This is a genomic window from Granulicella aggregans (genome assembly GCF_025685565.1).
Taxonomy (GTDB): Bacteria; Acidobacteriota; Terriglobia; order Terriglobales; family Acidobacteriaceae; genus Edaphobacter; species Edaphobacter aggregans_B.
Genome location: NZ_JAGSYE010000001.1, coordinates 257,638 through 278,319, shown reverse-complemented (window position 1 = coordinate 278,319; position 20,682 = coordinate 257,638). Strand labels below are relative to the sequence as shown.

Below are 20,682 nucleotides of genomic sequence, written 5' to 3'. Positions count from 1 at the left end.
CGACAGATAGTCTACTCGCCGGGGCATCTTCTCTGATCAATCCACCTCCGCCGCAGTCTCAAATCTTCCTTCCACCGCTCCACCGAAAACCCTTCCAGCTTGTAGTGCTTCAAAGCCGAAATCTTCGGCCTACGCAGCGACCCCACGCTGCCCCTTACCCCACCGATACTCCAGAAAATCCCGCAGATAAAGCCCGTCATCCAGCTGCGGCCACCAGATATCTACCCCGTGCAGCCCAATCGTCAGATCGACAGCCTGTTCCGGCGTGGCATCCTTCAACTCCCCAAGCTCCTCGCGCGGAATCAGCAGCCGACGCCCATCGCTTAGCCGCAGCATCAGGAACTCAAGCCCCGGCTCAGGCCGATACACCGCCTCGACGATGCGCGGAAAGCTCTCAAACGCCTTCGCCCGCTCCAGCGCCGCGTCGATCTCTTCGTCGGTTGTTAAATCAGCCATGCGTCGTCCTCCACAGTGCCATCAGATCATCGTAATGCCCAGCCGCTACAGCCAGGATATGCCGCACGTCGCTCCGTTTCGCGTTGGGCGGTGTCACCGCATTCCATCGCGAAGATTGCCGCACGTCCCCATTCGTCAGCAGATCGACCACCACGCGAACACCCGCATATTGTCCATGCACATGCGGAGGCGGTGGTCATGCGAGTACGCGGCGAACCAAACCCCGGCAAACGTCTTCGAACCCACATCATGAATGTATTCGCGCGATCAGGCGCTTTCAAGTATCGTCTCTACGAACGCATTCTTCCTCACGGAGCCATCGATGCCCGAAGAAGTACCCACCAAGCCGCTCACCTACGAGATCGTTCGTGAGCCTGGAGTCGCCTTCGTCAAGTGCCACGGCCGCCTCACAGCCGGCCTCACCGACGAGTTTTACGCCGACCTGAAAGAGGTCGCCTCCTCCTGCCAGCTACTCACCCTCGACCTCAAAGACCTCACCTACGTCGACAGCATGGGCCTTGGCACCCTCGTCCGCCTCTACGTCCACGCCAGGGGCGCAGGCTGCGAGTTGAAGCTGCTGCATCTCGGCAAACAGGTGAAGAACCTGCTGACGCTCACCAACCTGCTCGCGACCCTGGCTTCTGCGGAAGAGCACGGCATCACCGTCGCCTAGATCAAGAGGACCGAAGGGTGCAAGATAGAGGTCTGGCCCCATGCCCGACCTCCTCTTCATCTACGGCACCCTCCACCCCGACCGCGCTCCGGCCGCCATCTCCTCGACCGCGCGCCTGCTGAAGCCTCGAGGCAGAGCCACCATTCATGCCCGGCTCTACGACCTCGGCCCCTACCCCGGTGTCGTCCTCAGCGATGATCCCGCCGACATTGTCGCCGGAGAGCTCTTCATCCTGCCCGACGACCCCTCCATCCTGGCCCGCCTCGACGACTACGAAGACTTCCGCCGCTCCGACCCCGCGAACAGCCTCTTCCTCCGTCAGCGAGTCCTCGCAACTCTTCAAAGCGGTCCGGACGCGGGCACGGAGATCGCCTGCTGGGTCTACACCTACAATCATCCCGTGACTTTTTAGTGAAGCGCAAACCCGGCAAAGTGAGACTGGCGTGCATCCCTATTGCTCTGGTGGAACGTCTTACACTTCAGTAACATCAGCACAGAGAATGCCTTTTACCGGGCCGCTGACACGGGCTTTCCACCCGAATCCATCCAAGGACTCCGTTTGCCGGTATTAGAACTTCAGAGCATCAGACCCCGTCCGAAATCTCCCTTCGTTCGCCTTCTCGCTCGCCAACTTGATCCCGGGTCTTCCACCGCTCTGCTGCTTCGCGCCGTGTCGGCTGCGTTCTTTATCCGCATGATTGTGGTGCTGCTGGTCTACCGCAGCCTTCCCACCTCCTGCCCGCACTTCGGTAGCTTCGGCTGGGAGCTTGGCTGGGTCGCCGGCTCGATCGCAAATGGCCATGGCTTCAGCTCACCTTTCTGGCCGGCTACCGGACCGACAGCGCTTGTTCCGCCCGTCTTTCCTTATCTCCTTGCAGGCATCTTCCGGATCTTCGGTATCTACTCGCTGCATGCGGGCGTGGTCATCCTCTCGCTCGACAGCCTCTTCTCCGCGCTCACCTGCATCCCCATCTACTTCATTGCGAAGTCCGCAGCTTCCAGCCGAGTCGCTGGCTATGCTGCCTGGGCGTGGGTCGTCTATCCGTTCTCCATCTATTACTCGACGGTAGTGTGGGAGTGGTCGCTGACGGCGCTGCTCTTTACCTCCTGTCTGGCGATCCTGCTCCGCCTCCACGCGATCCATCGGACGTCGATCTGGCTCGCCTTCGGAGCGGTCTATGGCCTTACCGCGCTGGTAAACCCGGCCATTCTCTCGGTGCTGCCCGTTCTGCTGCTTCTCGCCATCTGGAAACGTCACAAAGCGGCTCTGCCCTGGCGCGCGAAGACCCTGCTTGCATTGGCGGCGCTCTTCGCCGTCCTCGCTCCCTGGGCGGTCCATGTCTCGCGAACGATGGGCACCGTGGTTCCGATCCGCGACAACTTCTGGCTGGAGTTCTACGCGGGAAACTCGGGCGACAGCTTCGAGTCCAACGTCCGCTGGGCGCACCCCGCCAGCAATCCTGTGGAGATGAGCGAATACCAGCGGCTGGGTGAGATCCAGTACCTTGAGAAGAAGCACTGGCTTGCGGCGGAGTTCGTCAGCCATCACCCGCTATGGTTTGCCGTGGCGACGGTCCGCCGCTTTGTTCGCTACTGGACGGGATTCTGGAGCTTCAGCCCGTCCTATCTGCGGCTGGAACCGCTGGACCTTCCCAACTTCTTCTTCTGCACGGGGGTTACGGTGATGATGCTGCGCGGTGCACGCCGTCTTTGGACACAACGCAGGGAAGCGGCACTTCCGCTTCTTGCTCTCATCGCGTGCTTCCCGGTGACCTACTACCTCACCCACGCCTCGATGGACTACCGCCAGCCGATTGAGCCGGTGATCGTAATCCTCGTAACCATCGGCATCTTTGGCGTCGCGCCTCACCTCCGTGAGAGCTCGTCAGAGCTAAGCGAGTCTGTAAGCGTCGCTTAAGTCTCTCGCTTGCCGGAGTTAGCGCCCGTCAGTCTACGGTAGAATGGCGCATCACTGAAATCCAGCTCTCCCCAAAGGTGCCATAGCCATTCTGCGGCGCGTGAGCGATACTCAGCGCAGCTGTGTGCGTTAGGAGACAGAGGGCCATTGTCCGTTGCCGCTCCAACTCGCGTCTCCTTTCGCACGGCGGCGATACTCGCGTTCGCATTCTTCCTCATCTACTTCATCGCCGACACGTCGCTGAATCTCTTCGCCTTCAGCGCCGGGTGGACGATCCTCTGGCCGCTCAACGGCATCACCATCGCGCTGCTGATCTGCCGTCCGAAGTCGGAGTGGCTGCCGATGCTGATTGGCATCGAGTTGGGGATTGGTCTGGGGGAGTTTCTCGACGACAATACCCTCGGTTCCACGATCTGGCAGCGGGTGTTCTCGCTCATCGAGGTTGTCGTCAGCGCATGGTTCCTGCCCCGCTTCACCACCCTCGAAGAGTGGTTGCGGAAGCCGCGAATCTTCATCCGTTTCGTCTGCGCGCTGGTGGTGGGACCGCTGTTCTCGGGCGTCATGGCCGCTGTCTACTTCAAGATCACGAAGGGCCAGGCCTTCTTCTCCGCGCTCGATGATTGGGCCACCGCCGATGCCATCGGCATCGCGGCCATCATGCCGCTGGCGCTCTCTATCCGTTCGCAGGAGATGTTGGCGCTCTTCCGCGTCAGGACGGTGTGGCGTACGCTGGTTGTCCTCGGCATGGCCTTTGCCACTGCCGGAGTCGTCTTCTCGGTCAGCCAGTATCCGCTGCTGTTTCTCTTGTATCCGACGCTGCTGCTGGTCGACTCCCTCCTCGGCTTCTCCGGGTCAGCGCTGGCCGTCGCCGCGATCGCGTTCCTCTCTGTCTATCTGACGACGAATGCGATGGGGCCGTTCGGCAGATGGCCGGCTGGCCTTCCCGTGACCCGCGATGTCGCCTTCCAGTTATTCCTGGGCTTCCATCTGGTGGCGCTCTTTCCCGCCTCCATCATGACCCTGGAGCGGCGGCGCATGGCCGCGGAGCTCGTCGATCGCAACGCGCAACTCCTGCTGCTGGCTTCGCTCGATGGCCTGACCGGAATTGCGAACCGCCGTTCGCTCGACGAGCGATTCTCGCAGGAGTGGGGCCGCGCGATTCGCGTGCAGACGCCGCTTGCGCTGGTGATGATCGACATCGACCACTTCAAGCAATTTAACGATATCTATGGCCACCACGCCGGCGATCGCTGTCTGCAGGCTGTCGCTGCTGCGCTACAGGCAAAGGTCCAGCGGGGTCAGGACCATCTCGCCCGCTTTGGGGGTGAGGAGTTTGCGCTTCTGCTGCCGCATACCGACCTCGAAGGAGCGATGCACATCGCGGAGCAGATGCGGCTTGCGGTACTCGACCTGGCGATTCCGCATCGCGCCGCCGAAGGGGAGCAGGTGACGGTCTCGCTCGGTTGTGCCGCATTGACCCCGGCCCATGGCGAGGACGAGTCCCGGCTGCTGGAGATCGCCGATGCCGCTCTCTACCAGGCGAAGTCAGCGGGTCGCAACCGGGTGCATGGGGCGGACTCCGAGCAACGAGTCATCCCGATAAGAGCTTGAACGCCTGCTGCTTAAAGCGTCGTACGCTACTCCGCAGCTGTCGGTCTTAGGCAACAGCGCTAACTCCTGTTGCCGAATCGGCATCCGATCCTCCAAGGCATGTGGGTATCCGGAGCAAGCTTCCAAGGAGACCTTGTCCGCTTGTGCCAGGAGTCGCCCATGAAAATTCTCTATCGTTCCGTACTGGCAACGTCACTTACGTTAGCCCCGGTACTCTGTTCCATCCCCTCCGCTGCAGCGCAGAAGCCCAGCTACGTCCTGGTTTCGGCGCCTCTCTATCTGGACGCCAAGACGACGGTTCCAGGTCACGTCCTCGATCCGGGAAACTATTCGATCAGAATCCTCGACCACTTGAAGGACCGTTACATCCTGCGTGTCGATGATAGTTCAGGCCGGGCATTGGCAACCTTCATCGGCCTCCACAATCCCGAGTTCGATCCCTTTGTGGCTCTCCATCATCAAGGGCCGATCCTGTGGACCTCCGCCCCGAAGGGTTCGGCGGCGATTCGCGGATTCTCTTTTCCCGGCGGGAACACTCTTGAGTTCGTCTACCCCAAGGACGAGGCTGTCGCCATCGCAAAGCTGAACACCTACAGCGTTCCGGCGATTGATCCTGAGTCGGAGGGCCGGAAGCCCGATCCGAAGCTCACGCCGGAGGATCGTGAGGTGGTCACGCTCTGGATGTTGGAAGCAACGCGCGTCGGGCCGAAGAACGAGACCCCGGCGATCGAGGCGAAGCGCTTTGTCGCTCCGGTCGAATCAGCGACGACGCAGATTGCGCGGAACGAACCGCCAGAAGAGCTTTCGCCAGTTCGCGCTGCCAGTCCGCGACCGGCTCCTCCGGTCTCTGATGCTTCGGGTCCAGCGCGTGTCTCGAAGGTGAAGACAAAGCCGGTAGCCAGCAGCCTTCCGCAGACGGGCAGTGATCTGCCCCTGCTGGCTCTGTCGTCTCTCGGTATGTTGATGGCGGCTGGTTCGCTGCGTCTGGCCCGCGGCAGAGCGTAGTCCCTCATCATGCCTAAGACACCAATGACCGGATCACCGGCCGAAGACCCGAAGAGCTTCTCACGAAGGCTTGAGAGTTCGTTATGGCTCGCCGGACTTGGCCTATTCGCAGTCTGCATAGCGGCTGGAGTTCGAATGTCGTCCGCGCGCGCGGCAGGGTCAAAAATTGTTCCGGTGAAGGTGTCTGCTTCGAGCAGCGCCGCCGAACCGGGAGAAGCCTGGGACGTCACAGCAGGGGGGGCGCCTCAGGTTGTCGGAAGGGTTGAGATCCCGGAGATTGGTCTTGTAACTCCGCTGCTCGCAGGCGACGACTCAACCAGTCTGAGTGAGGGTGCGGGCCACATCCCCGGAACGGCGTATCCGGGTGGCTTAGGGACTGTGGGGATCGCAGGACATCGCGATACGCACTTCCGACAGCTTCGCAAAGCGGCGAAGGGAATGGATGTCCGGCTGATTGACCGAACGGGAACCTATCACTACCGGGTGAGTTCGACCGAGATCGTGACGCCGGACAAGGTGAGCGTTCTGGATATTCAATCCACGCCGGGGCTGGTGCTCATCACCTGTTATCCGTTCAGCTATATCGGCAAAGCTCCGAAGCGCTTCGTGGTGCATGCGGAGCTGCTCTCGGTCGCACCCGATGCGACGAAGCCCTAGAGATTGAAAAGCTCACGCAGACGCTTGGTCTGGGCGCGGCTTACCGGGATCTCGGTCTTCTTCGCGTCATCCATGCGCAGTTGGTAGCTGGACTTGAACCACGGCACAACCTCGCGAATGTGCTGGATATTCACGACGAAGGACCGGTGGGCTCGCCAGAACATCTCCGGATCAAGCAGGTCCATCAACTCTTCCAGCGTTCGACAGTTCGATTGACCTTCGATCGCCTGAGCGAAGACATTAATCTCACCGTCTTCGATGGAGGCGTAGCAGATCTCTCGCTGGTCGACCAGAAGCAGCCGGTTCTGAGCGCGCACGACGACCTTGCCGATCTGCGGTCGCAGGGACGAGGCTTTCGGAGCCTGGACTTGCTCCTCCATCAACTTCAACAGTGCGTCGATCCGGCTGTCGCTGTTCGATTCGATCGGCGTCTCAAGCGGTGCCGCAATGCGCGTCCTTGCCTTCTCGATGGTCTTGAGCACACGGCTGCGATCGAACGGCTTCAGCAGGTAGTCAACGGCATTGACCTCGAAGGCGCGGACGGCGTACTGATCGAACGCCGTGGCGAAGACAACCTGGGGCAGCCTGATCTTCTTGTCGAGGAGTTTCTTGAGCACCGCGAAGCCATCGAGGCCAGGCATCTGTACGTCGAGGAAGACAAGATCTGGCTGAAAGGAGCGGACAAGATCGACTGCCTCGATGCCGTTCGTACCCTGCGCCAGAACCTCAACTCCATCGGACTGCTCGAGGAGGTAGACAAGTTCCTGGCGAGCGAGCGGTTCGTCGTCGACGACGATGGCAGTGAGCGGAGTGGTCGAGGGTATGGGGCTGGGGAAGCCCGGATTGCCGGCCGGAGTGGAATAAGGGGCCATCAGACTTCCAGTTTAGTCCTTGAAGCGGCTAGTCGCGGAAGACCCGAAGCCGCGCGGGCGAATGGTCCTCAGCCAGGTCATGTCCGCATTGGGTGCAGTAGACGTCCGTGATCTGCACGCCGCGGAAGCACTGGCCGCACACGGGGGCCATCTGGAACTGGCACTGCGGGCAGAAGTGGAAGGTGGAAGCGATCTCGGTGGAGCAGTGCGGGCAGCGCGTTAGCATCGGCTGGCGCAGCAGGAAGTAGACCACCGCTCCAACGCCGCCGGGCATGATGATGACGATCAGCATCCACAGAGGGGCCGACATGCCGCGCCTGCGAACGTCGCGGCTGACGTAGCCGATCATCAGGACGTAGCTGGCGAGCAGGGTTCCGCAGGAGTAGCTCATCATCAGCCGCATCGGAAGCATGTCAGGCTTGTGGTGCGGCAGGACGAAGTGGAAGAGATACTGGGCTGCCAGAAAAGCGATGGCCGCAAGCGCGATCGACCAGCCAGGAATCAGGCTGAGTTCGCTGTGCGAGGGTTCCTGACGATCGTTCTCTTTGTTGTCGTGATGCCAGAATGCTCTCATCAGATTTCCTTGGCTGCTTCTTGGAATGACTCTCGCCTGCGTGGACTAGCGGGCTGTATCCGACCGCGATTGACGGAACCATACCACGGCGAGCACTGCGGCTGAAACAGGAATCGACCAGAGTAGAGGTACAACTACCTGGTAGCCGGCAACCTGCGAGCCAGCGGCATACAACTCGTACTCTTCAAGGACGGTCCAGACCGCGAAACAGACTCCGAGAAGCAGCGACGAAAAGATGATGAAGGGAATCCAGAGGCTGCGAATCTTCGAGCGGCGTTCCTTGACGGTGCGGGCGCGCTCCCGGATGACCCGGTGGGTGCGGTTGACCATGGCGGAGTTTGCGGTCGCGTTCATCTCGCGCAGCACCGTTCGCGCAGTTGGAGCCTGAGAGATCGCGTCGTCCAGTCTGCTCGGTATGGTCTCGCGTCCAGCTCCATCCTGCATCAGCGGGTTACCCCCATCGCGGTAGGCGTCCGGCGGATGCGTTCCATCTCCGGCTTCAGGGCGGCGAGGCCGCGATAGAGCCGGGACTTCACGGTCGAAAGCGGTGCGGAGGTCATCTTAGCGATCTCGTCGAGCGACATCTCCTCATGGAAGCGAAGGACGAGGACCTCGCGATAGTTCGGTTCGAGCTTGAGCAGGACTTCCGCGACCTCGGCTGAGTCCTCGCGGGTGCGGAACTGGTCGAGCGGCGAAGGGCCGTCGATGGCGATCTCGAAGGGGCGTTCGTCCTCGCCGCCCTCGCTCATCTCGTCCAGGCTGGCCATGGTGCGCTTGCGGGAGAGGTCGATGACGAGGTTACGGGCGATGGTGAACAGCCAGGTGTCGAAGCGGGCCTTGCCGTTGTATTGCGCACCACGCAGAAGGACGCGCATCCAGGTCTCTTGGAAGAGGTCTTCGGCGACCTCGCGCTTGCCGGTGAGAAAGAGAAGATAACGGAGAAGGCGGTGCTGGTACTGCTCGATCAATTTGTCTAAGAGCTCAGGGTCCTGCCGCTTCAATCCGTGGGCAATGGCGAGGTTCTCGCGCTCGTTCTGCTCGACCATCGCGGCGGATAGGGGTAGGGCCATGGCTTTCATATAGAGATCAGACGGCGGTTTCGGAATAAAAGTCGCGGTTTCTCTTAATTTTAGGGGATTTCTTTGAAGTTTAAGGAACTATCTGAGCGGTATTCAGCGTGAGTGGGGCGTCCAGCTTCATCTGGAACTGCCATCCGGCGTCGTGGACGATGAAGTCGGAGTTTCCGGTCCGGTGGTGAAAGAGAACGACGAGCACGAGAGGGACGACGCTGGCCAGCGCGATACCGACGATGGCTCCCGTGCTTGGACCGACATGTGGAAGGGATGGCGGGGCCGTAGGCGTGGTCGTCTGCGGAGACATGAGCCAGCTTCGCCAACCGCTCGCAAGCGAAGGCATGCGGAAGCCCATTGCGCTCAAAAAGCTGGCAGGGTCGAAGCTGCCGAAAGACGCGGAGAGTGCCATGGCACCCCATTGCGGTGGTGCGCCGGGAGATGACGGAACGGGTGGGATTGCCAGCGCAGAGGTCTGGGTGGCGTCGAGCAGAGCGCTGTATCCGTTTGCGAAGACGAGCCGGGTGAAGTGGATCCTTACCCCGGGGTCTGGTTGATGTTTCACCTTCGGCGCGGGCGTGAGCAGGGTGCCTTCGACGTAGGTTCCGGCAGGAATGGCGCTCTGGGTGCCGACGGTGACCGGGAACGCGACGACGGCCCGGATCGAGTCGCCAGGTTTGGAAGACTTGCTCTTGATCTGGCTGACGAGGGTGAGAGGGACGACGGTTCCCGCAGCTACGGTGACGGTTGCAGGTTGGGCCGCCTGGGCCGACGCGGAGCCAGGCAGTTGAGAGAACACGAGGCAGACGATCAGAAGTGCGGCAGTGACGCTGGAGCGCATGACGGTTCGCTTTCTAGGAACTTGTTGAAATACTCCGTTTTGCTTAAGGGCACGGCTTCAACCGTGCCGTAAGTGCTGTATTTGCTGGGCTACGGTTCTCGTTCTATTTCGGCCTTCTTCAGCAAGCTCCTAGTTGTGCTTGGCTTGGGGGGAAAAGGCTGCGCTGCTTGAGAGGACGAGAGGCGGCGCAGGGCAGAAGGTTCCGGGGGTATCGGGCGTCCCCGGTGAGCCTGGGATGACGGTCGCGGGTGTCGCCGGGGTGCCAGGAATGGTGATGTCCGGCGAGCCCCCGGCGCCAGGGATGGTGATCGATGGCGTGCCTGGGCTGCCGGGGATGACCGTGTCCGGGCTTCCTGGAGAGCCCGGAAATCCAGATGTTGGTCGGCAAAGAGTGGCGGACTTGAAGGCTCCGGGGTCAAGAGGCTTCGAGGCCGGGATTGCCGCGGAGACCTGTGCGGCGTCGAGCGTGAGGGGCGAGCCGAGCGTCATCTCGATCTTCGCTCCGTTGTCGAGCAGGAGATCGTTGGCGGTGCTGGCCTGGATGTCCAGAGTCGCGCGGTCGGCCGAATCGGCATTGGCATCCGGTGAGGGCAGAAGGACGGTGTAGCCGTTGGCGAAGATGATCTTGGTGAAGTGGATCGCTAAGGTGGCGTGGTTCAGCTTGCGGGTGGGCTTGGTAAGGGAGTCGATCTGGCCTTCGACGTAGGTGCCGGAGGGGATAGCGACGTGGTCATCGACGGTTGCGGGGAAGGTAGTCTGGGTGTAGATGGGGTCGCCGGGTCTGACGGCCGCTGACCAGACGGGCCGCGTGACAGCGAGGGGGATTCGGACTCCGGCGGGGAGCTGCGTGGTCTGGTTTCTGGATTGGGCAACTGCCGGTTGCGTGGCGATGGCGGAGAACGCGAGAAGGACTGCCGGGAGACGCTGCATGGTTGCAACCCTCAGATAATTCAACTGCTTCAACAGATCATCCGTAGCAGAAGACGCGGCAGTCGTTCGCAATGTTTCAGATGGGAAACGTGGAAGGTTTGTGGCGGACCCACTCATCGCGAAAGACAAGAGCGCGATGAATGGGGCACAGACTTAGCGGAGCGGTAGACTTGAGGGATGGAAGTTTTGTACGGGTTGCACCCGGTGGAGGAGGCGCTGAAGTCCGGTCAGCGCGGTCTGGACCATGTGATTGTGGCGCGCGACCGCAAGGACGAACGGCTGGAACGGGTCATCGCTCTGGCCCGGGTGGCGGGAGTGCGGGTAGCTTCGCAGTCGCGCGACGAGATGACGCGGCTGGCCAAGACGGACCAGCACCAGGGAGTCCTGGCGATGGTGCGCGAGCGGCAGTATCTCGCGATCGAAGACCTGATCCCCTCGGGCAAGAAGGGCGGCAAGGCGAAGGTCGCTCCGGTTGCAGAGGAAGGCAGGCACAAGTTCTTCCTAGCTCTGGATGGAGTGGAAGATCCGCACAATCTTGGGGCCCTGCTGCGGACGGCGGATGCAGTCGGAGTGGATGGAGTGCTGATCCCGGAGCGCAGGTCGGCGCCGATCAACGCGACGGTGGCGAAGACCTCAGCGGGCGCGTCGGAGCACGTGAAGATCGCTAAGGTGACCAACCTCGTCCGGTCGCTCGAGCAGTTGAAGAAGGAGAACGTGTGGGTGCTGGGGCTTGATGAGCGCGGGTCGCCCGACTACATGGACTTCGACTTCCGCACGGACTGCGTGCTAGTGCTGGGACGCGAGGGCGCGGGGCTGCATGATCTGGTCAAGAAGACCTGCGACCACCTGCTGCGGATTCCGATGGCGGGAGCGGTGTCGTCGCTGAACGTGTCCGTAGCGGGAGCGATTGTGATGTACGAGGCCATGCGGCAGCGACGGAGTCTAACCGAAGTGCCGGTTGCGCCGAAGAAGGTGAAGGTTCAGAAGGGGCTGGGGTCGTGAAAGGCTTCCCTGAGGGTTGGTCGTTCGATCGGACCCATCGCGATGAATGGGGCACCTCGAAAAAATGCGAGGGTCTCTCCACTACGCTGCGCTCCGGTCGAGATGACGGTTCTTTACTGCGGTGATTCTAGGTTACGAAGTGATGAGGTTGATTTGAAGGGTTTTGCAGCGGCGGTTTTGTTAGGAGTGGCGGGAAGTTTGCATGGGCAGGAGCCGGCTCCTTATACGCCGCCGGAGAAGTTGCCGACGCAGAGTGAGCCAGCTCCACCGGCCCAGGAGAAGCCTGCCTCACCTGTTGTCCAGGACAGGCCGGTTGAGCCGGCGTCGAATGAGGTGCTTCCGCCGAAAGGCAAGGTGATCTTCGAGCGCAAGGAGACGCCGACTGACGCTGATCCCACTGCGATGCCCGATCAAACTACGCCCGTGGCTACAGGTGAGTCTTCGAGCCAACCGATGCCCGATGGAAGGACCGGGCCTCCCGATGTGGAGGTCAGCGTATCGGATGACGAGCGCGAGGCAGTCACGTTTACTACTTACGACCTCGACCTGCACCTGGTCACGGCGAAGTCGGCGGTTGAGGCGCATGCGAATCTGACAGTGCGGAACGATGGCAAGGTGGCGCTGAAGCAGATTCCGCTACAGGTCTCGTCTTCGCTGGCGTGGGAGACGCTGAAGGTGCGTTCGGGTGCGGCGGGAACGTTCGTTCAGCACCGGATCAATACCGACGCTGACCATACCGGAGTGGCGCGCGAGGCGTTGCTGACGCTAGCGGAGCCGCTTGCGCCGGGGGCTTCGATCGATCTGACGGCGATCTACTCGGGCAGCATTCCGCAGTCTGGCGAACGGCTGGAGCGGATTGGCGCGCCTGATGACGAGGCGGCGAAGGCTGACTGGGACCAGGTCTCTGCCAGCGGGACGGCGCTGCGCGGGTACGGGAATGTGATGTGGTATCCCGTCGCTGGAGCGCCAGTCTTTCTGGGTGATGGAGCGAAGCTCTTCGATTCAGTCGGCCGGGCGAAGCTGCGGCAGCAGGCGGCGACGGTGAAGCTGCGTCTGACAGTCGAGTACACCGGCGACGCTCCCGATGCGGTCTATTTTTGCGGGCGTCGCGAGCTGTTCGCCGCAGTCAGCGATAACGACGATCTGCCCGTAGCACAAGGCCGCGGTGTGGCGACGGCGGAGTTCCATGCGAGGCCGATGGGCTTCCGTGGGCTGAGCCTATTCCTCACAGAGAAGGTATCGACGACCACCGACGGCGCTCTGCTTCGCGCGGTGACGGACCAGGATGGAGTTCTGCAGCGGTATGCGGAGGCGGCGGCGAAGGTGCAGCCGCTGCTGATGGACTGGCTGGGGACGAGTCCGCTGCAGCCGCTCGATATTCTGGACCATGAGGGGCAGCCGTTTGAGGATGACGCTCTGCTGGTAACGCCGTTGCAGGATGCGGAGCCTTTCGCGCTTACGCCGGTGATGGTGCATACGCTTTCCCATGCCTGGTTTGGCTCAAGCCATGCGTGGCTGGACGAGGGAGTTGCGCAGTTGATGTCGCTGCTGTGGGTGGAGACGAATGACGGGCGGCAGGCGGGGCTCGACCGGCTGCATCAGACGACCTCGGCGCTGGCGCTGGCTGAGCCGGACTTTTCGCAAGGAGAAAAGGCTGGATCGGGGCAGAGCCTGGTTGGGGCCAGCAACGAGATCTATTACCGGACGAAGGCGGCGGCGGTGCTTTGGATGCTGCGCTCGATTACGAGCGACGATGCGCTGAAGCAGGCGTTGCAGCTCTACCGAAAGGACAAGACGGCGGACGCCTCGGATGAAGGGTTTGAGCAGGTGCTCGAGAAGACTTCAAAAGAAGATTTGCGGTGGTTCTTCGACGACTGGGTGTATCACGACAAGGGTCTGCCGGAGCTGAGCATTGCGAACGTCGCTCCGCGTCCGGCATCGGCTGCGTCGGGCAAGACGGACGGCTGGCTGGTGGCAGTGAGCGTTCGCAATGACGGGGACGCTGCGGCGGAGGTGCCGGTGACGGTGAAGTCCGCGAAGCTGACAGCGACCGAGCGGTTGCGGGTTCCGGGGCGGTCAAACGCGGCGATCCGCATTGTCTTCCAGGACACTCCGGAAGAGGTTGTCGTCGGCGACGGGACGGTGCCGGAGCTGCGCGAGAATATCCACACGCGGAAGATCGTTCCTGAGTGAACGGAGCATTCCCCCCCAAAAAAAAAGAGGGCGGATTCTGCCTAAAGTCCTTTGAATCAGCGGAGTGCGTTCGTTTCGACTGGCTAAAGTCTTCATAACAGAAGGCTTAGAAGCCAAAGTCGTCAAAACAAAGGTTTTAGGCTCCATCCGGCGAATCATTCAGAAGCCTCGGGCGAAAGACCGGCGCTTTCCTAATTCCTGTTTAAATCGTAGCAGCTTGCACGGGGTAAATGGGCAAGTTTTTTGCAGGCTTTAAGCCTTTTGTAATGTTTCGTTTACCGCCATTTCCCAAGACGGCAGGGCTTGACAACACAAAACGGGGAGCTTCTGACGGGGCGCTAGTTACGCGAGCGCCTGCCGTGTACGGTGGAGCCCGTCGGCTTTGTGGGGATGGTACGGGACCAGGATTGGCCGCCGCCCCAGGTACGAATCGAGGTCAGGTCGATATGGATGGGGAGTTCCTTCGACGGCGGGGGCTGGGGGGCCGACGGCGGGAGAAAGAGTGCCGGGAGGCCGTCGCCAAACTGGGGGATCGCAGTGCCGAGTGCGAGAAGACGCGAAGGGAGGACGTTGCCGGTGAGGTGGAGGCTGTAGCCGAAGCTGTCGAAGTGGCCTTCGAGGGTTGCTGGCTCCCTGCCTCCTAAAGCGAGAGTGGTCGGGGCAAGCACGAAGCCCGCTGCAGAGTCCGCTGAGGTGATGGTGGTGTCGCCGATGGCCATGGGGGTGTTGCCGAGCGGGCCTTTGGAGAGTTCGACTCCGGTGAGGACGAGCCGACCGGACGGTGTGGTGGGCGGTTCGCCATTCGCTGTCCGGGAGACGCTTCCCGTCAGGGTGCCGGTTGCGATGATGTCGGGCGAGACGCGAGGGCTGGCGGCGCGGAGCCACTGCAGGAGTGTGGCGGCGGGCAGGCCGGGTGTGCCGAGCTGGAAGCTGGCGGAGGCGGGATTGTGGATGCTGGGTAGATCGCCGGTCAGGGCGAGGAGAGTGGGCTCACCCGGAGGAGGCCAACTGCAGCGGATCTGCTGGAGGGCATGGAAGGTCTCGGCGGTGGTGGCCTGGCAGTCGGCACGGAGATGGATTGGCTGGTCGGGAACGAAGTCGGCGCGGCGTAGACCGCGGAGGTCGATCGAGGTCTTGAGGGTGCTGGTGCCGACGGTGCCGCGAAGCGTGGCGCTGAGACGGAGTTCGCCACGGACTCCGGCGTCGTCGCCGGTGAGGACGCGGCTTGCCTCGCCGAGGGGGACGTTTTTCCACTCGGCGGCGAGGTCGATGGGGATGAGGTCGAAGCGTTCGGCGCGGCCAAGTGTGCCTTCAAGGGAGACAATGCCGGTGTCGGAGGCGCTGGTGTCGGTGCGGGTGGGTTTACCCGCGACGCGCACGCGCCACTGGCCGGGTTGGGGAAGCCACAGGGCAAAGTCAGTTTCAGTAAGCGAAAAGGGGAGTTTTTCGAGGCCGGACTTGATGTTGACGCGGGCGTCCGTGGCTTCGATATACGGGAAGCGCGGATCGGGGCCGGCGGTGGCCTGGGCGGTCGGCGCGGCGGAGATCTGCGCGGCCTTGAGGAGGATGCCTTCAATGTTCCACTGGCCGCTCTCGGCATGGACGAGGTTGATGCTGGGTTCCTTCAGGCTGATCTTCGAGAATTCGACCTTCTTGCGGTAGAGGGAGGCGATGCGGAGGGTGGCCTCGACCTCATTGGCATGGATGACGGGCTCGGATCCAAAGGCGGGGTCTTCAGCGACGACGAAGTTTTCAAGCTTGAAGCCGGGGAGCGGAAGCAGGACGAGGGTGACGCTGTCCAGATGGACGGGGCGGCCGAGGCTGGTGCTGATGCTGGTCACGATGCGCCGCTTGAAGCGGTTGACGTTCAGCAGCGGTGGGAGCACGGCGAGAGCGATGATGCAGGCGATGAAGAGGTAGAGCAGAGCGAAGCCGAAGGAGAAGTAATTGCGGCGGGGGCGTGCTGGGGCTTCGGCGGGGGTGGAGGTCTCGGGCATGAAGGTACTCAAGAGGCAATTCTATTCTCACGTCTATTCTCAGGGAGGGGTGATTCAGGGAATAGAAGGGGTTCGTGTTTCGCACCAATATCCCACCCATCGCGAGAGACAAAGGCGCGATGGATGGGGCACCCGATTCTTGCCCGATATTTGGGGATCTAGCGGACGACGTGGAAGGTGCGGCTCCAGCGAGTCTCGGTGAAGATGTGCGTAACGATGTGCACGATGAAGCTCAGGCGATCGCCCATGCTGGTCTTGTCGATCTGATCGGCTGGGGTCTTGAACGACCAGTACACGAACATGGGGCGGCCGACGATGTTCTCCTGCGGAACGAAGCCCCAGAAGCGGCCGTCGAGACTCTCGGTGCGATTGTCTCCCATGGCGAAGATCTTGCCGGGAGGGACGACGAGGTCGTCGCCCTCGACGTGGCTGGGCATCTCCAGCGACCAGCTCGCGGTGGCTCCCTGATCGACCGAGGCGGGGATGCTGGGGAAGTCGTCGCGGTAGGGGTTATACGCATGATAGGGATTGCCATCGTAGGCTGGCTTGCCGGCCTGGGGCTCGTCCTGGGCGACTCCGTTGAGATAGACGATGCCGTTGCGAAGGTGGATGCGATCTCCGGGGATGCCGATCGCGCGCTTGACCAGAAAGAGGTCGGGGGTCTCGGGGTTGGGCTTGAGGAAGACGATGACGTCGCCGCGGTGGACGGGGCGGTAGTCGAGGAACGGTGCCCAGAGGCTCCGCGGCGCAAGCGTGACGCGGTCGACCACGACGTGATCGCCGATGAGCAGCGTCTTCTCCATCGAGGCCGAAGGGATCTCAAAGTTCTGGAAGATGAAGGTCATGACGAAGAGGCCGACTGCCAGCACGGTGCAGATGGAGGAGAGGGATTCGAGGGGAGTCTCGGTCTCCTGCTGCTCGACGGGCTGGGACTCGGCGGTTTCGTTCACGATCGGTTCGGTGGCGTTAGTCAACGCGTTCTCCACTGGTGCTCTGTCAGTGTATCGCTGAATGAGGTGAGGCGGCTCGGTCCGGAGTGAGGTGTTTAGCGGACCACGCGGAGTATCCGGTTCCAGCGGGCGAAGTTGGCAATCTCGCCGAAGGTGGAAGTCTTCGCGGGCTTGACGATGGGCTGGGCGGATGCTCGGGGGGTAGGATCGGGGTCTCGGCTATCGTCGTCATCGTCGGGCTTGGGCGAAGAGTTGACGGAGAAGTAGATCAGCAGGGGCTTGCCGACGATGGCGGAGGCGGGAACGAAGCCCCAGTAACGGCTGTCCTCGCTGTTGTTACGGTTGTCGCCAAGGACGAAGAAGCTGTGTGGCGGAACGGTGAGTTCGCCGTGGTTGACCAGCGAACGCATCTGGATCCACCAGGCTGAGGAGACATCGGGATCGGGATTAGCAAGGCGCGGGAAGTTATCGCGGAAGTTGTCTGCGGGGCCGGAGCGGTAGACGGCGTAGGGTTCGTCGAGCGGTCGGCCGTCGATATAGACATGGTTCTCGCGGAGACGGAGATGGTCGCCGGGGAGGCCGATCACGCGCTTAACCAGGTGGATGGAGGGATCGACGGGGTAGTGGAAGACGATGACGTCGCCGCGGTGGATGGCGGTAGAGGGCTGGGGAATATTGCCGGCGGAGGCGGGGAAGTTCTGCTTGGCGACGAGGAGGAAGTCGCCGACCATCAGCGTCGGATCCATGGACTCTGACGGGATGCGGAAGGGCTGGACCGCGAAGGTGATGATGAAGATGGCGACGATGATGATGTAGAGCAGCGACTGGACGGCGTGGATCATGCCGTGAGACTCGGGTGAGCGGGGATGGCCGGGCGGGAGGGTTGTGACGACGAAATCCTCAACAACCAGTGTCTCCGCGACGATTACGGGCTGTGTCACGACGGTGGCGGACTGGAGTTCGGTGGGATCGCTCATTCGGTTGCCACAGACTTTTGAGATGCGTGGGCTGCGTTGCCGTCTGCCACGATGCGCAGGAAGGCTAGGCGTGCGGCCTCCTGCTGAGCGGCCTTTTTTGTGGGGCCGTCAGATTCAGCGAGGATGGTTGGGACACCATCCGCGGCGGAGGTACGGTCGTGCACCACGACCTGGACGTGGAAGCGCTTCTGGTGGTCGGGGCCTGACTCGGAGACGAGTAGGTACTCGGGCTGGCCGAGACCGGAGGCCTGCAGATGCTCCTGGAGGGCGGATTTGTGGTCGCCGACGGCTCCCGAAAATGTGGAGGAGCCTGCTCCGTTGGGCGTGGAGAGCGCGAGGGTGATCTCGGGCAGAGCGGGTTCGAGGATGTTCTTCTCGATGAATGCGGCGGTGGGCTTAAGGCCGCCGTCAAGGTAGATGGCGGCGATGACGGCTTCAAGCGCGTTCGAGAGCAGGGCGGACTTGGCGCGGCCGCCGGTGCGTTCTTCTCCCTTGCCGAGGCGGAGATGGCTGCCAAGATCGATGCGCGCGGCCATCGCGCCAAGGTGCTTGCGGCTGACGATGGAGGCCCGGAGCCGTGTGAGTTCGCCCTCGCGCGACTGCGGGAAGCGGCGGTAGAGGGCTTCGGCGACGATCAGGCCGAGGACGGCGTCGCCGAGGAACTCAAGCTGCTCGTTGTCGGCGGAGGTGTCGGAGAGCAGGTGCGGGGAGGTCTCGTAGGCGAGCGAGCGGTGGGTCAGGGCGCGCTCGAGCAGGGAGGGGTCCTTGAAGGTGTGGCCGAAGGGGGAGCGTGTGGATTTTCTTGGCGGCATGTCGATAGCTCTCCCCAGTTGTTAACTTTAGACCGAAAAGCAGGGTATAGGGGGTAGCGAATAGGGTGTAGGCGGCGGTAAGTGCAGTGCCGATGCGGGGCTCTCCACTACGCCGCGCGGGATGCTGCGCGGCTTCGGTCGAGATGACGTTTCTTTGGGAGGGTTTAGGCAACGGCAAGTGCGAAAGCAGATCCTCCGACTTCGTCGAAGAATGACAAGGTGAGGTGGATAAACGACAAGGATTCGGGATTCGGGCGTTATTGCGGAGGCGGTGGCTTGTAGGCGTCTTTCTCGGCTTTGCCGGTGGGGTCGATGGGCGTGTTGTCGTTGTCGTCGGGATCGGGCATGGCTTCGCGTTTGGGTGGAGCGAACGGAGCGCGGATGCCGGCTTCGGCGGCGGCCTTGGTGTCGGGGCGGTCGTCGCGGAGGTTGAGGGCCAGCTTGTACTCGGCGACGGCTTTCTTGCGGTCGGGAGTCTGCTGCATGTCGTAGAGACGTCCGAGATAGATGTGGCACCAGGCCAGGGTGCGGGGGTCGCGAGAGGTCTCGAGCGCGGCGTGGAAGTGGGTCACGGCGTCGTCAGGCTGCTGGTCGAGCAGGTTGACGCGGGCGATCAAGTAGTTGGCGCGGGCATGGTCCCCGGTCGGGCTGGCGAGGACCTTCTCAGCGATCTCGCTGGCACCGTCTTTGTCGCCCTTGAAGAGCTTCATCTCGGCGAGATCGAGGCCCGTGGGCTGGCGGGGCGTCCGGCGCACAACGTCGTGGCTGGCTTCAGGAAGGAAGACGATCTGCTGGTCGTGGTGGGCTTCGCGTCCGATGTCCATGCCGTAGACCATCTGGCCAATGGAGTCCTTCAGGCTGGAGCCGTCGTGCTGCATCTCGCTGAGCCTGTCGTAGAAGTACCCGGTCAGCACCCAGCCCTGGCGCATAGAGAGTTCGGCAGCGTTGCGGCGGGCGGCCTCGGTCTGGCGGTCGTATACCGTCATCTCCGCGGTATAGCGCTCCTGATCGATGCGCTCGTGGCTGGTGGTCTTTTCGGGCTTCGGAATGCCGGCGTCCATGGTGTGGGCTTCGATAGCCTTGATCATGCACTCGGCGATGAGCGAGACGATGTCGGATTTGTAGCTGAATTCAATCGGAGCGTCCTGCACAGTGCGGAGCAGGGGCTGCAGGCGGTTCATCGCGGTGGCGCGGGAGTAGACGAGCGGCTCGACCTCGTAGTGGAGGTAGGTGTGCCGGACCTGCTCCATCTTGACGTTGCCGGGTGGCGTGGCAGATGGAGAGACGACGACGGTGTAGTCGTTGCCGTAGATGCGGGCGTTGCTTGCCGCCGGGGCGAGCATAGGCTCGATCAGAACGAGGAACCGGCGGCCATCGTAGCTGCTGGCGGGGAGCTTGAGGTAGATGTTTGTGTTGAGGATGGTGCGGGTCAGCGGGTCGTGGACGAGGTCGACGAGCGCTTCGTAGTTAGGGCGGTACTTGATCCAGATGGCGTGGAGGTGGACCTGCTCGGCGAAGGTCCGGAGGAGTGGCAGGATGTTGACGACCTGGGTGGAGTCGGGGGGCAGATCGGTCTCGTCGGCGGTCGGCGCGAGTTCCGGCGGCGGGGTAAGGTAGAGCGCGAGCGACACGTACTGGGCGAGGTTGAGGCCGCCGTCGGAGAGCTGGTGGGTGTGGACGTATTCGCACAGCGCGCGGCGGCTGTCGGCGGCCTCGGGTGTGGCGATGGCGGCAGATTCGATGTCCGCGCGTACCTTGGCGCGGACGGGGTCGGATTGATCGAGGCCATCGTCGTAGCCGCAGAGGTTGAGTGCGGAAGCGAGGTAGAAGAGAGGTTCGCTGGTCTCTAGTGTGACGGCGGAGCCTCCGGCTTCGACGGTGGGACGCTTTGCAGTCGAGCGGCTCTCTTCCTGCGGCGCGGTGCCGGACGACTGCGAGGAAGACGAAGAGGATTGGGCCGTCAGCCTGAAGGACGGAAGCAGAAGCGCAGCGACGGCGATACCAAGTGCAGGTCTGGAGAGTCGCGCCATGGTCAGGGGCCTGGAGAGATGCATTTGACGCGGGTGTGGAGCAGTAGAGGGCACGATAGATTCGACGTTCTCAGCTAGCTTATGGCAGCCATCGAAGCGATGCAAACACGGGCC

General features: G+C 62.2%; 20 protein-coding genes. 8 read left to right on the top strand and 12 right to left on the bottom strand.

What is annotated here, in order from left to right; translation table 11 throughout:
* Positions 1-129 precede the first annotated feature (129 nt).
* Positions 130-456 carry a DUF2442 domain-containing protein gene (locus OHL18_RS01110; RefSeq protein ID WP_263372992.1) on the bottom strand — a complete coding sequence of 109 codons (327 nt, stop codon included), beginning with the start codon at positions 454-456 and terminating at the stop codon, positions 130-132.
* A 322-nt stretch (positions 457-778) separates the two neighbouring features.
* Between OHL18_RS01110 and OHL18_RS01105 the strand changes: the two genes are divergently transcribed.
* The 6 genes from OHL18_RS01105 (at position 779) to OHL18_RS01080 (ending at position 6,320) form a co-directional block, all read left to right on the top strand.
* Positions 779-1,129 (top strand): STAS domain-containing protein, encoded by a 351-nt coding sequence (locus tag OHL18_RS01105; protein ID WP_263372991.1) that lies wholly within the window; start codon positions 779-781, stop codon positions 1,127-1,129.
* Between the two features lie 40 nt (positions 1,130-1,169).
* Positions 1,170-1,541: a gamma-glutamylcyclotransferase family protein gene (locus OHL18_RS01100; RefSeq protein WP_263372990.1), complete on the top strand. Its 372-nt coding sequence runs from the start codon at positions 1,170-1,172 to the stop codon at positions 1,539-1,541.
* 147 nt (positions 1,542-1,688) lie between these two features.
* On the top strand, positions 1,689-3,047 hold the full coding sequence (locus tag OHL18_RS01095; RefSeq protein ID WP_263372989.1) for a glycosyltransferase family 39 protein: 1,359 nt from the start codon (positions 1,689-1,691) through the stop codon (positions 3,045-3,047).
* A gap of 147 nt (positions 3,048-3,194) precedes the next feature.
* Entirely contained in the window at positions 3,195-4,658 is a 1,464-nt protein-coding gene (locus OHL18_RS01090) for a GGDEF domain-containing protein (RefSeq protein WP_263372988.1), read from the top strand.
* Positions 4,659-4,817: 159 nt separating this feature from the next.
* The gene (locus tag OHL18_RS01085) at positions 4,818-5,663 is read left to right on the top strand and encodes a hypothetical protein (RefSeq protein ID WP_263372987.1); all 846 of its coding nucleotides are present in this window, start codon (positions 4,818-4,820) and stop codon (positions 5,661-5,663) included.
* A 135-nt stretch (positions 5,664-5,798) separates the two neighbouring features.
* Positions 5,799-6,320 carry a class D sortase gene (locus OHL18_RS01080; protein ID WP_263372986.1) on the top strand — a complete coding sequence of 174 codons (522 nt, stop codon included), beginning with the start codon at positions 5,799-5,801 and terminating at the stop codon, positions 6,318-6,320.
* Here OHL18_RS01080 and OHL18_RS01075 read toward each other — a convergent pair.
* The 6 genes from OHL18_RS01075 to OHL18_RS01050 all read right to left on the bottom strand — a co-directional run bounded on the left by OHL18_RS01075 (position 6,317) and on the right by OHL18_RS01050 (position 10,640).
* Positions 6,317-7,192 (bottom strand): LytR/AlgR family response regulator transcription factor, encoded by an 876-nt coding sequence (locus tag OHL18_RS01075; RefSeq protein WP_263372985.1) that lies wholly within the window; start codon positions 7,190-7,192, stop codon positions 6,317-6,319. The genes OHL18_RS01080 and OHL18_RS01075 overlap by 4 nt on opposite strands.
* A 28-nt stretch (positions 7,193-7,220) precedes the next feature.
* Positions 7,221-7,766 carry a zinc ribbon domain-containing protein gene (locus OHL18_RS01070; RefSeq protein WP_263372984.1) on the bottom strand — a complete coding sequence of 182 codons (546 nt, stop codon included), beginning with the start codon at positions 7,764-7,766 and terminating at the stop codon, positions 7,221-7,223.
* A 45-nt stretch (positions 7,767-7,811) separates the two neighbouring features.
* Positions 7,812-8,210 (bottom strand): hypothetical protein, encoded by a 399-nt coding sequence (locus OHL18_RS01065; RefSeq protein ID WP_263372983.1) that lies wholly within the window; start codon positions 8,208-8,210, stop codon positions 7,812-7,814.
* Complete coding sequence (locus OHL18_RS01060) at positions 8,210-8,836, bottom strand: RNA polymerase sigma factor (protein ID WP_263372982.1); 627 nt, start codon at positions 8,834-8,836, stop codon at positions 8,210-8,212. Before OHL18_RS01060 ends, OHL18_RS01065 begins: the two co-directional genes overlap by 1 nt.
* Positions 8,837-8,915: 79 nt before the next feature.
* Positions 8,916-9,677, bottom strand: a complete 762-nt coding sequence (locus tag OHL18_RS01055; protein ID WP_263372981.1) for a hypothetical protein — start codon at positions 9,675-9,677, stop codon at positions 8,916-8,918.
* Between the two features lie 129 nt (positions 9,678-9,806).
* On the bottom strand, positions 9,807-10,640 hold the full coding sequence (locus OHL18_RS01050; protein ID WP_263372980.1) for a hypothetical protein: 834 nt from the start codon (positions 10,638-10,640) through the stop codon (positions 9,807-9,809).
* Between the two features lie 144 nt (positions 10,641-10,784).
* On the opposite strand from OHL18_RS01050, the gene rlmB reads away from it, so the two are divergent.
* Both rlmB and OHL18_RS01040 read left to right on the top strand, forming a co-directional pair.
* Positions 10,785-11,609, top strand: a complete 825-nt coding sequence (gene rlmB, locus OHL18_RS01045; protein ID WP_263372979.1) for a 23S rRNA (guanosine(2251)-2'-O)-methyltransferase RlmB — start codon at positions 10,785-10,787, stop codon at positions 11,607-11,609.
* Between the two features lie 153 nt (positions 11,610-11,762).
* A complete protein-coding gene (locus OHL18_RS01040; RefSeq protein ID WP_263372978.1) occupies positions 11,763-13,802 on the top strand; it encodes a M1 family aminopeptidase in 2,040 nt (679 codons plus the stop codon).
* Positions 13,803-14,140: 338 nt separating this feature from the next.
* Here OHL18_RS01040 and OHL18_RS01035 read toward each other — a convergent pair whose 3' ends face one another.
* The 5 genes from OHL18_RS01035 to OHL18_RS01015 form a co-directional block, all read right to left on the bottom strand.
* The gene (locus tag OHL18_RS01035) at positions 14,141-15,799 is read right to left on the bottom strand and encodes an AsmA family protein (RefSeq protein ID WP_263372977.1); all 1,659 of its coding nucleotides are present in this window, start codon (positions 15,797-15,799) and stop codon (positions 14,141-14,143) included.
* A 158-nt stretch (positions 15,800-15,957) separates the two neighbouring features.
* Complete coding sequence (gene lepB, locus OHL18_RS01030; RefSeq protein ID WP_263372976.1) at positions 15,958-16,773, bottom strand: signal peptidase I; 816 nt, start codon at positions 16,771-16,773, stop codon at positions 15,958-15,960.
* Between the two features lie 71 nt (positions 16,774-16,844).
* Positions 16,845-17,726, bottom strand: coding sequence for a signal peptidase I (lepB, locus tag OHL18_RS01025; RefSeq protein ID WP_263372975.1), 882 nt, complete (start codon positions 17,724-17,726; stop codon positions 16,845-16,847).
* Positions 17,723-18,538 carry a ribonuclease III gene (gene rnc / locus OHL18_RS01020; protein WP_263372974.1) on the bottom strand — a complete coding sequence of 272 codons (816 nt, stop codon included), beginning with the start codon at positions 18,536-18,538 and terminating at the stop codon, positions 17,723-17,725. Before rnc ends, lepB (OHL18_RS01025) begins: the two co-directional genes overlap by 4 nt.
* A gap of 257 nt (positions 18,539-18,795) precedes the next feature.
* A complete protein-coding gene (locus OHL18_RS01015; protein WP_263372973.1) occupies positions 18,796-20,568 on the bottom strand; it encodes a tetratricopeptide repeat protein in 1,773 nt (590 codons plus the stop codon).
* Positions 20,569-20,682 lie beyond the last annotated feature (114 nt).

Excerpts from the sequence above, each read along its gene's own strand:
- OHL18_RS01110 (WP_263372992.1), bottom strand. The coding sequence starts at position 456 with ATGGCTGATTTAACAACCGACGAAGAGATCGACGCGGCGCTGGAGCGG.
- OHL18_RS01105 (WP_263372991.1), top strand. The coding sequence starts at position 779 with ATGCCCGAAGAAGTACCCACCAAGCCGCTCACCTACGAGATCGTTCGT.
- OHL18_RS01100 (WP_263372990.1), top strand. The coding sequence starts at position 1,170 with ATGCCCGACCTCCTCTTCATCTACGGCACCCTCCACCCCGACCGCGCT.
- OHL18_RS01085 (WP_263372987.1), top strand. The coding sequence starts at position 4,818 with ATGAAAATTCTCTATCGTTCCGTACTGGCAACGTCACTTACGTTAGCC.
- OHL18_RS01080 (WP_263372986.1), top strand. The coding sequence starts at position 5,799 with ATGTCGTCCGCGCGCGCGGCAGGGTCAAAAATTGTTCCGGTGAAGGTG.
- OHL18_RS01075 (WP_263372985.1), bottom strand. The coding sequence starts at position 7,192 with ATGGCCCCTTATTCCACTCCGGCCGGCAATCCGGGCTTCCCCAGCCCC.
- OHL18_RS01070 (WP_263372984.1), bottom strand. The coding sequence starts at position 7,766 with ATGAGAGCATTCTGGCATCACGACAACAAAGAGAACGATCGTCAGGAA.
- OHL18_RS01065 (WP_263372983.1), bottom strand. The coding sequence starts at position 8,210 with ATGCAGGATGGAGCTGGACGCGAGACCATACCGAGCAGACTGGACGAC.
- OHL18_RS01060 (WP_263372982.1), bottom strand. The coding sequence starts at position 8,836 with ATGGCCCTACCCCTATCCGCCGCGATGGTCGAGCAGAACGAGCGCGAG.
- OHL18_RS01055 (WP_263372981.1), bottom strand. The coding sequence starts at position 9,677 with ATGCGCTCCAGCGTCACTGCCGCACTTCTGATCGTCTGCCTCGTGTTC.
- rlmB (WP_263372979.1), top strand. The coding sequence starts at position 10,785 with ATGGAAGTTTTGTACGGGTTGCACCCGGTGGAGGAGGCGCTGAAGTCC.
- OHL18_RS01035 (WP_263372977.1), bottom strand. The coding sequence starts at position 15,799 with ATGCCCGAGACCTCCACCCCCGCCGAAGCCCCAGCACGCCCCCGCCGC.
- lepB (WP_263372975.1), bottom strand. The coding sequence starts at position 17,726 with ATGAGCGATCCCACCGAACTCCAGTCCGCCACCGTCGTGACACAGCCC.
- rnc (WP_263372974.1), bottom strand. The coding sequence starts at position 18,538 with ATGCCGCCAAGAAAATCCACACGCTCCCCCTTCGGCCACACCTTCAAG.
- OHL18_RS01015 (WP_263372973.1), bottom strand. The coding sequence starts at position 20,568 with ATGGCGCGACTCTCCAGACCTGCACTTGGTATCGCCGTCGCTGCGCTT.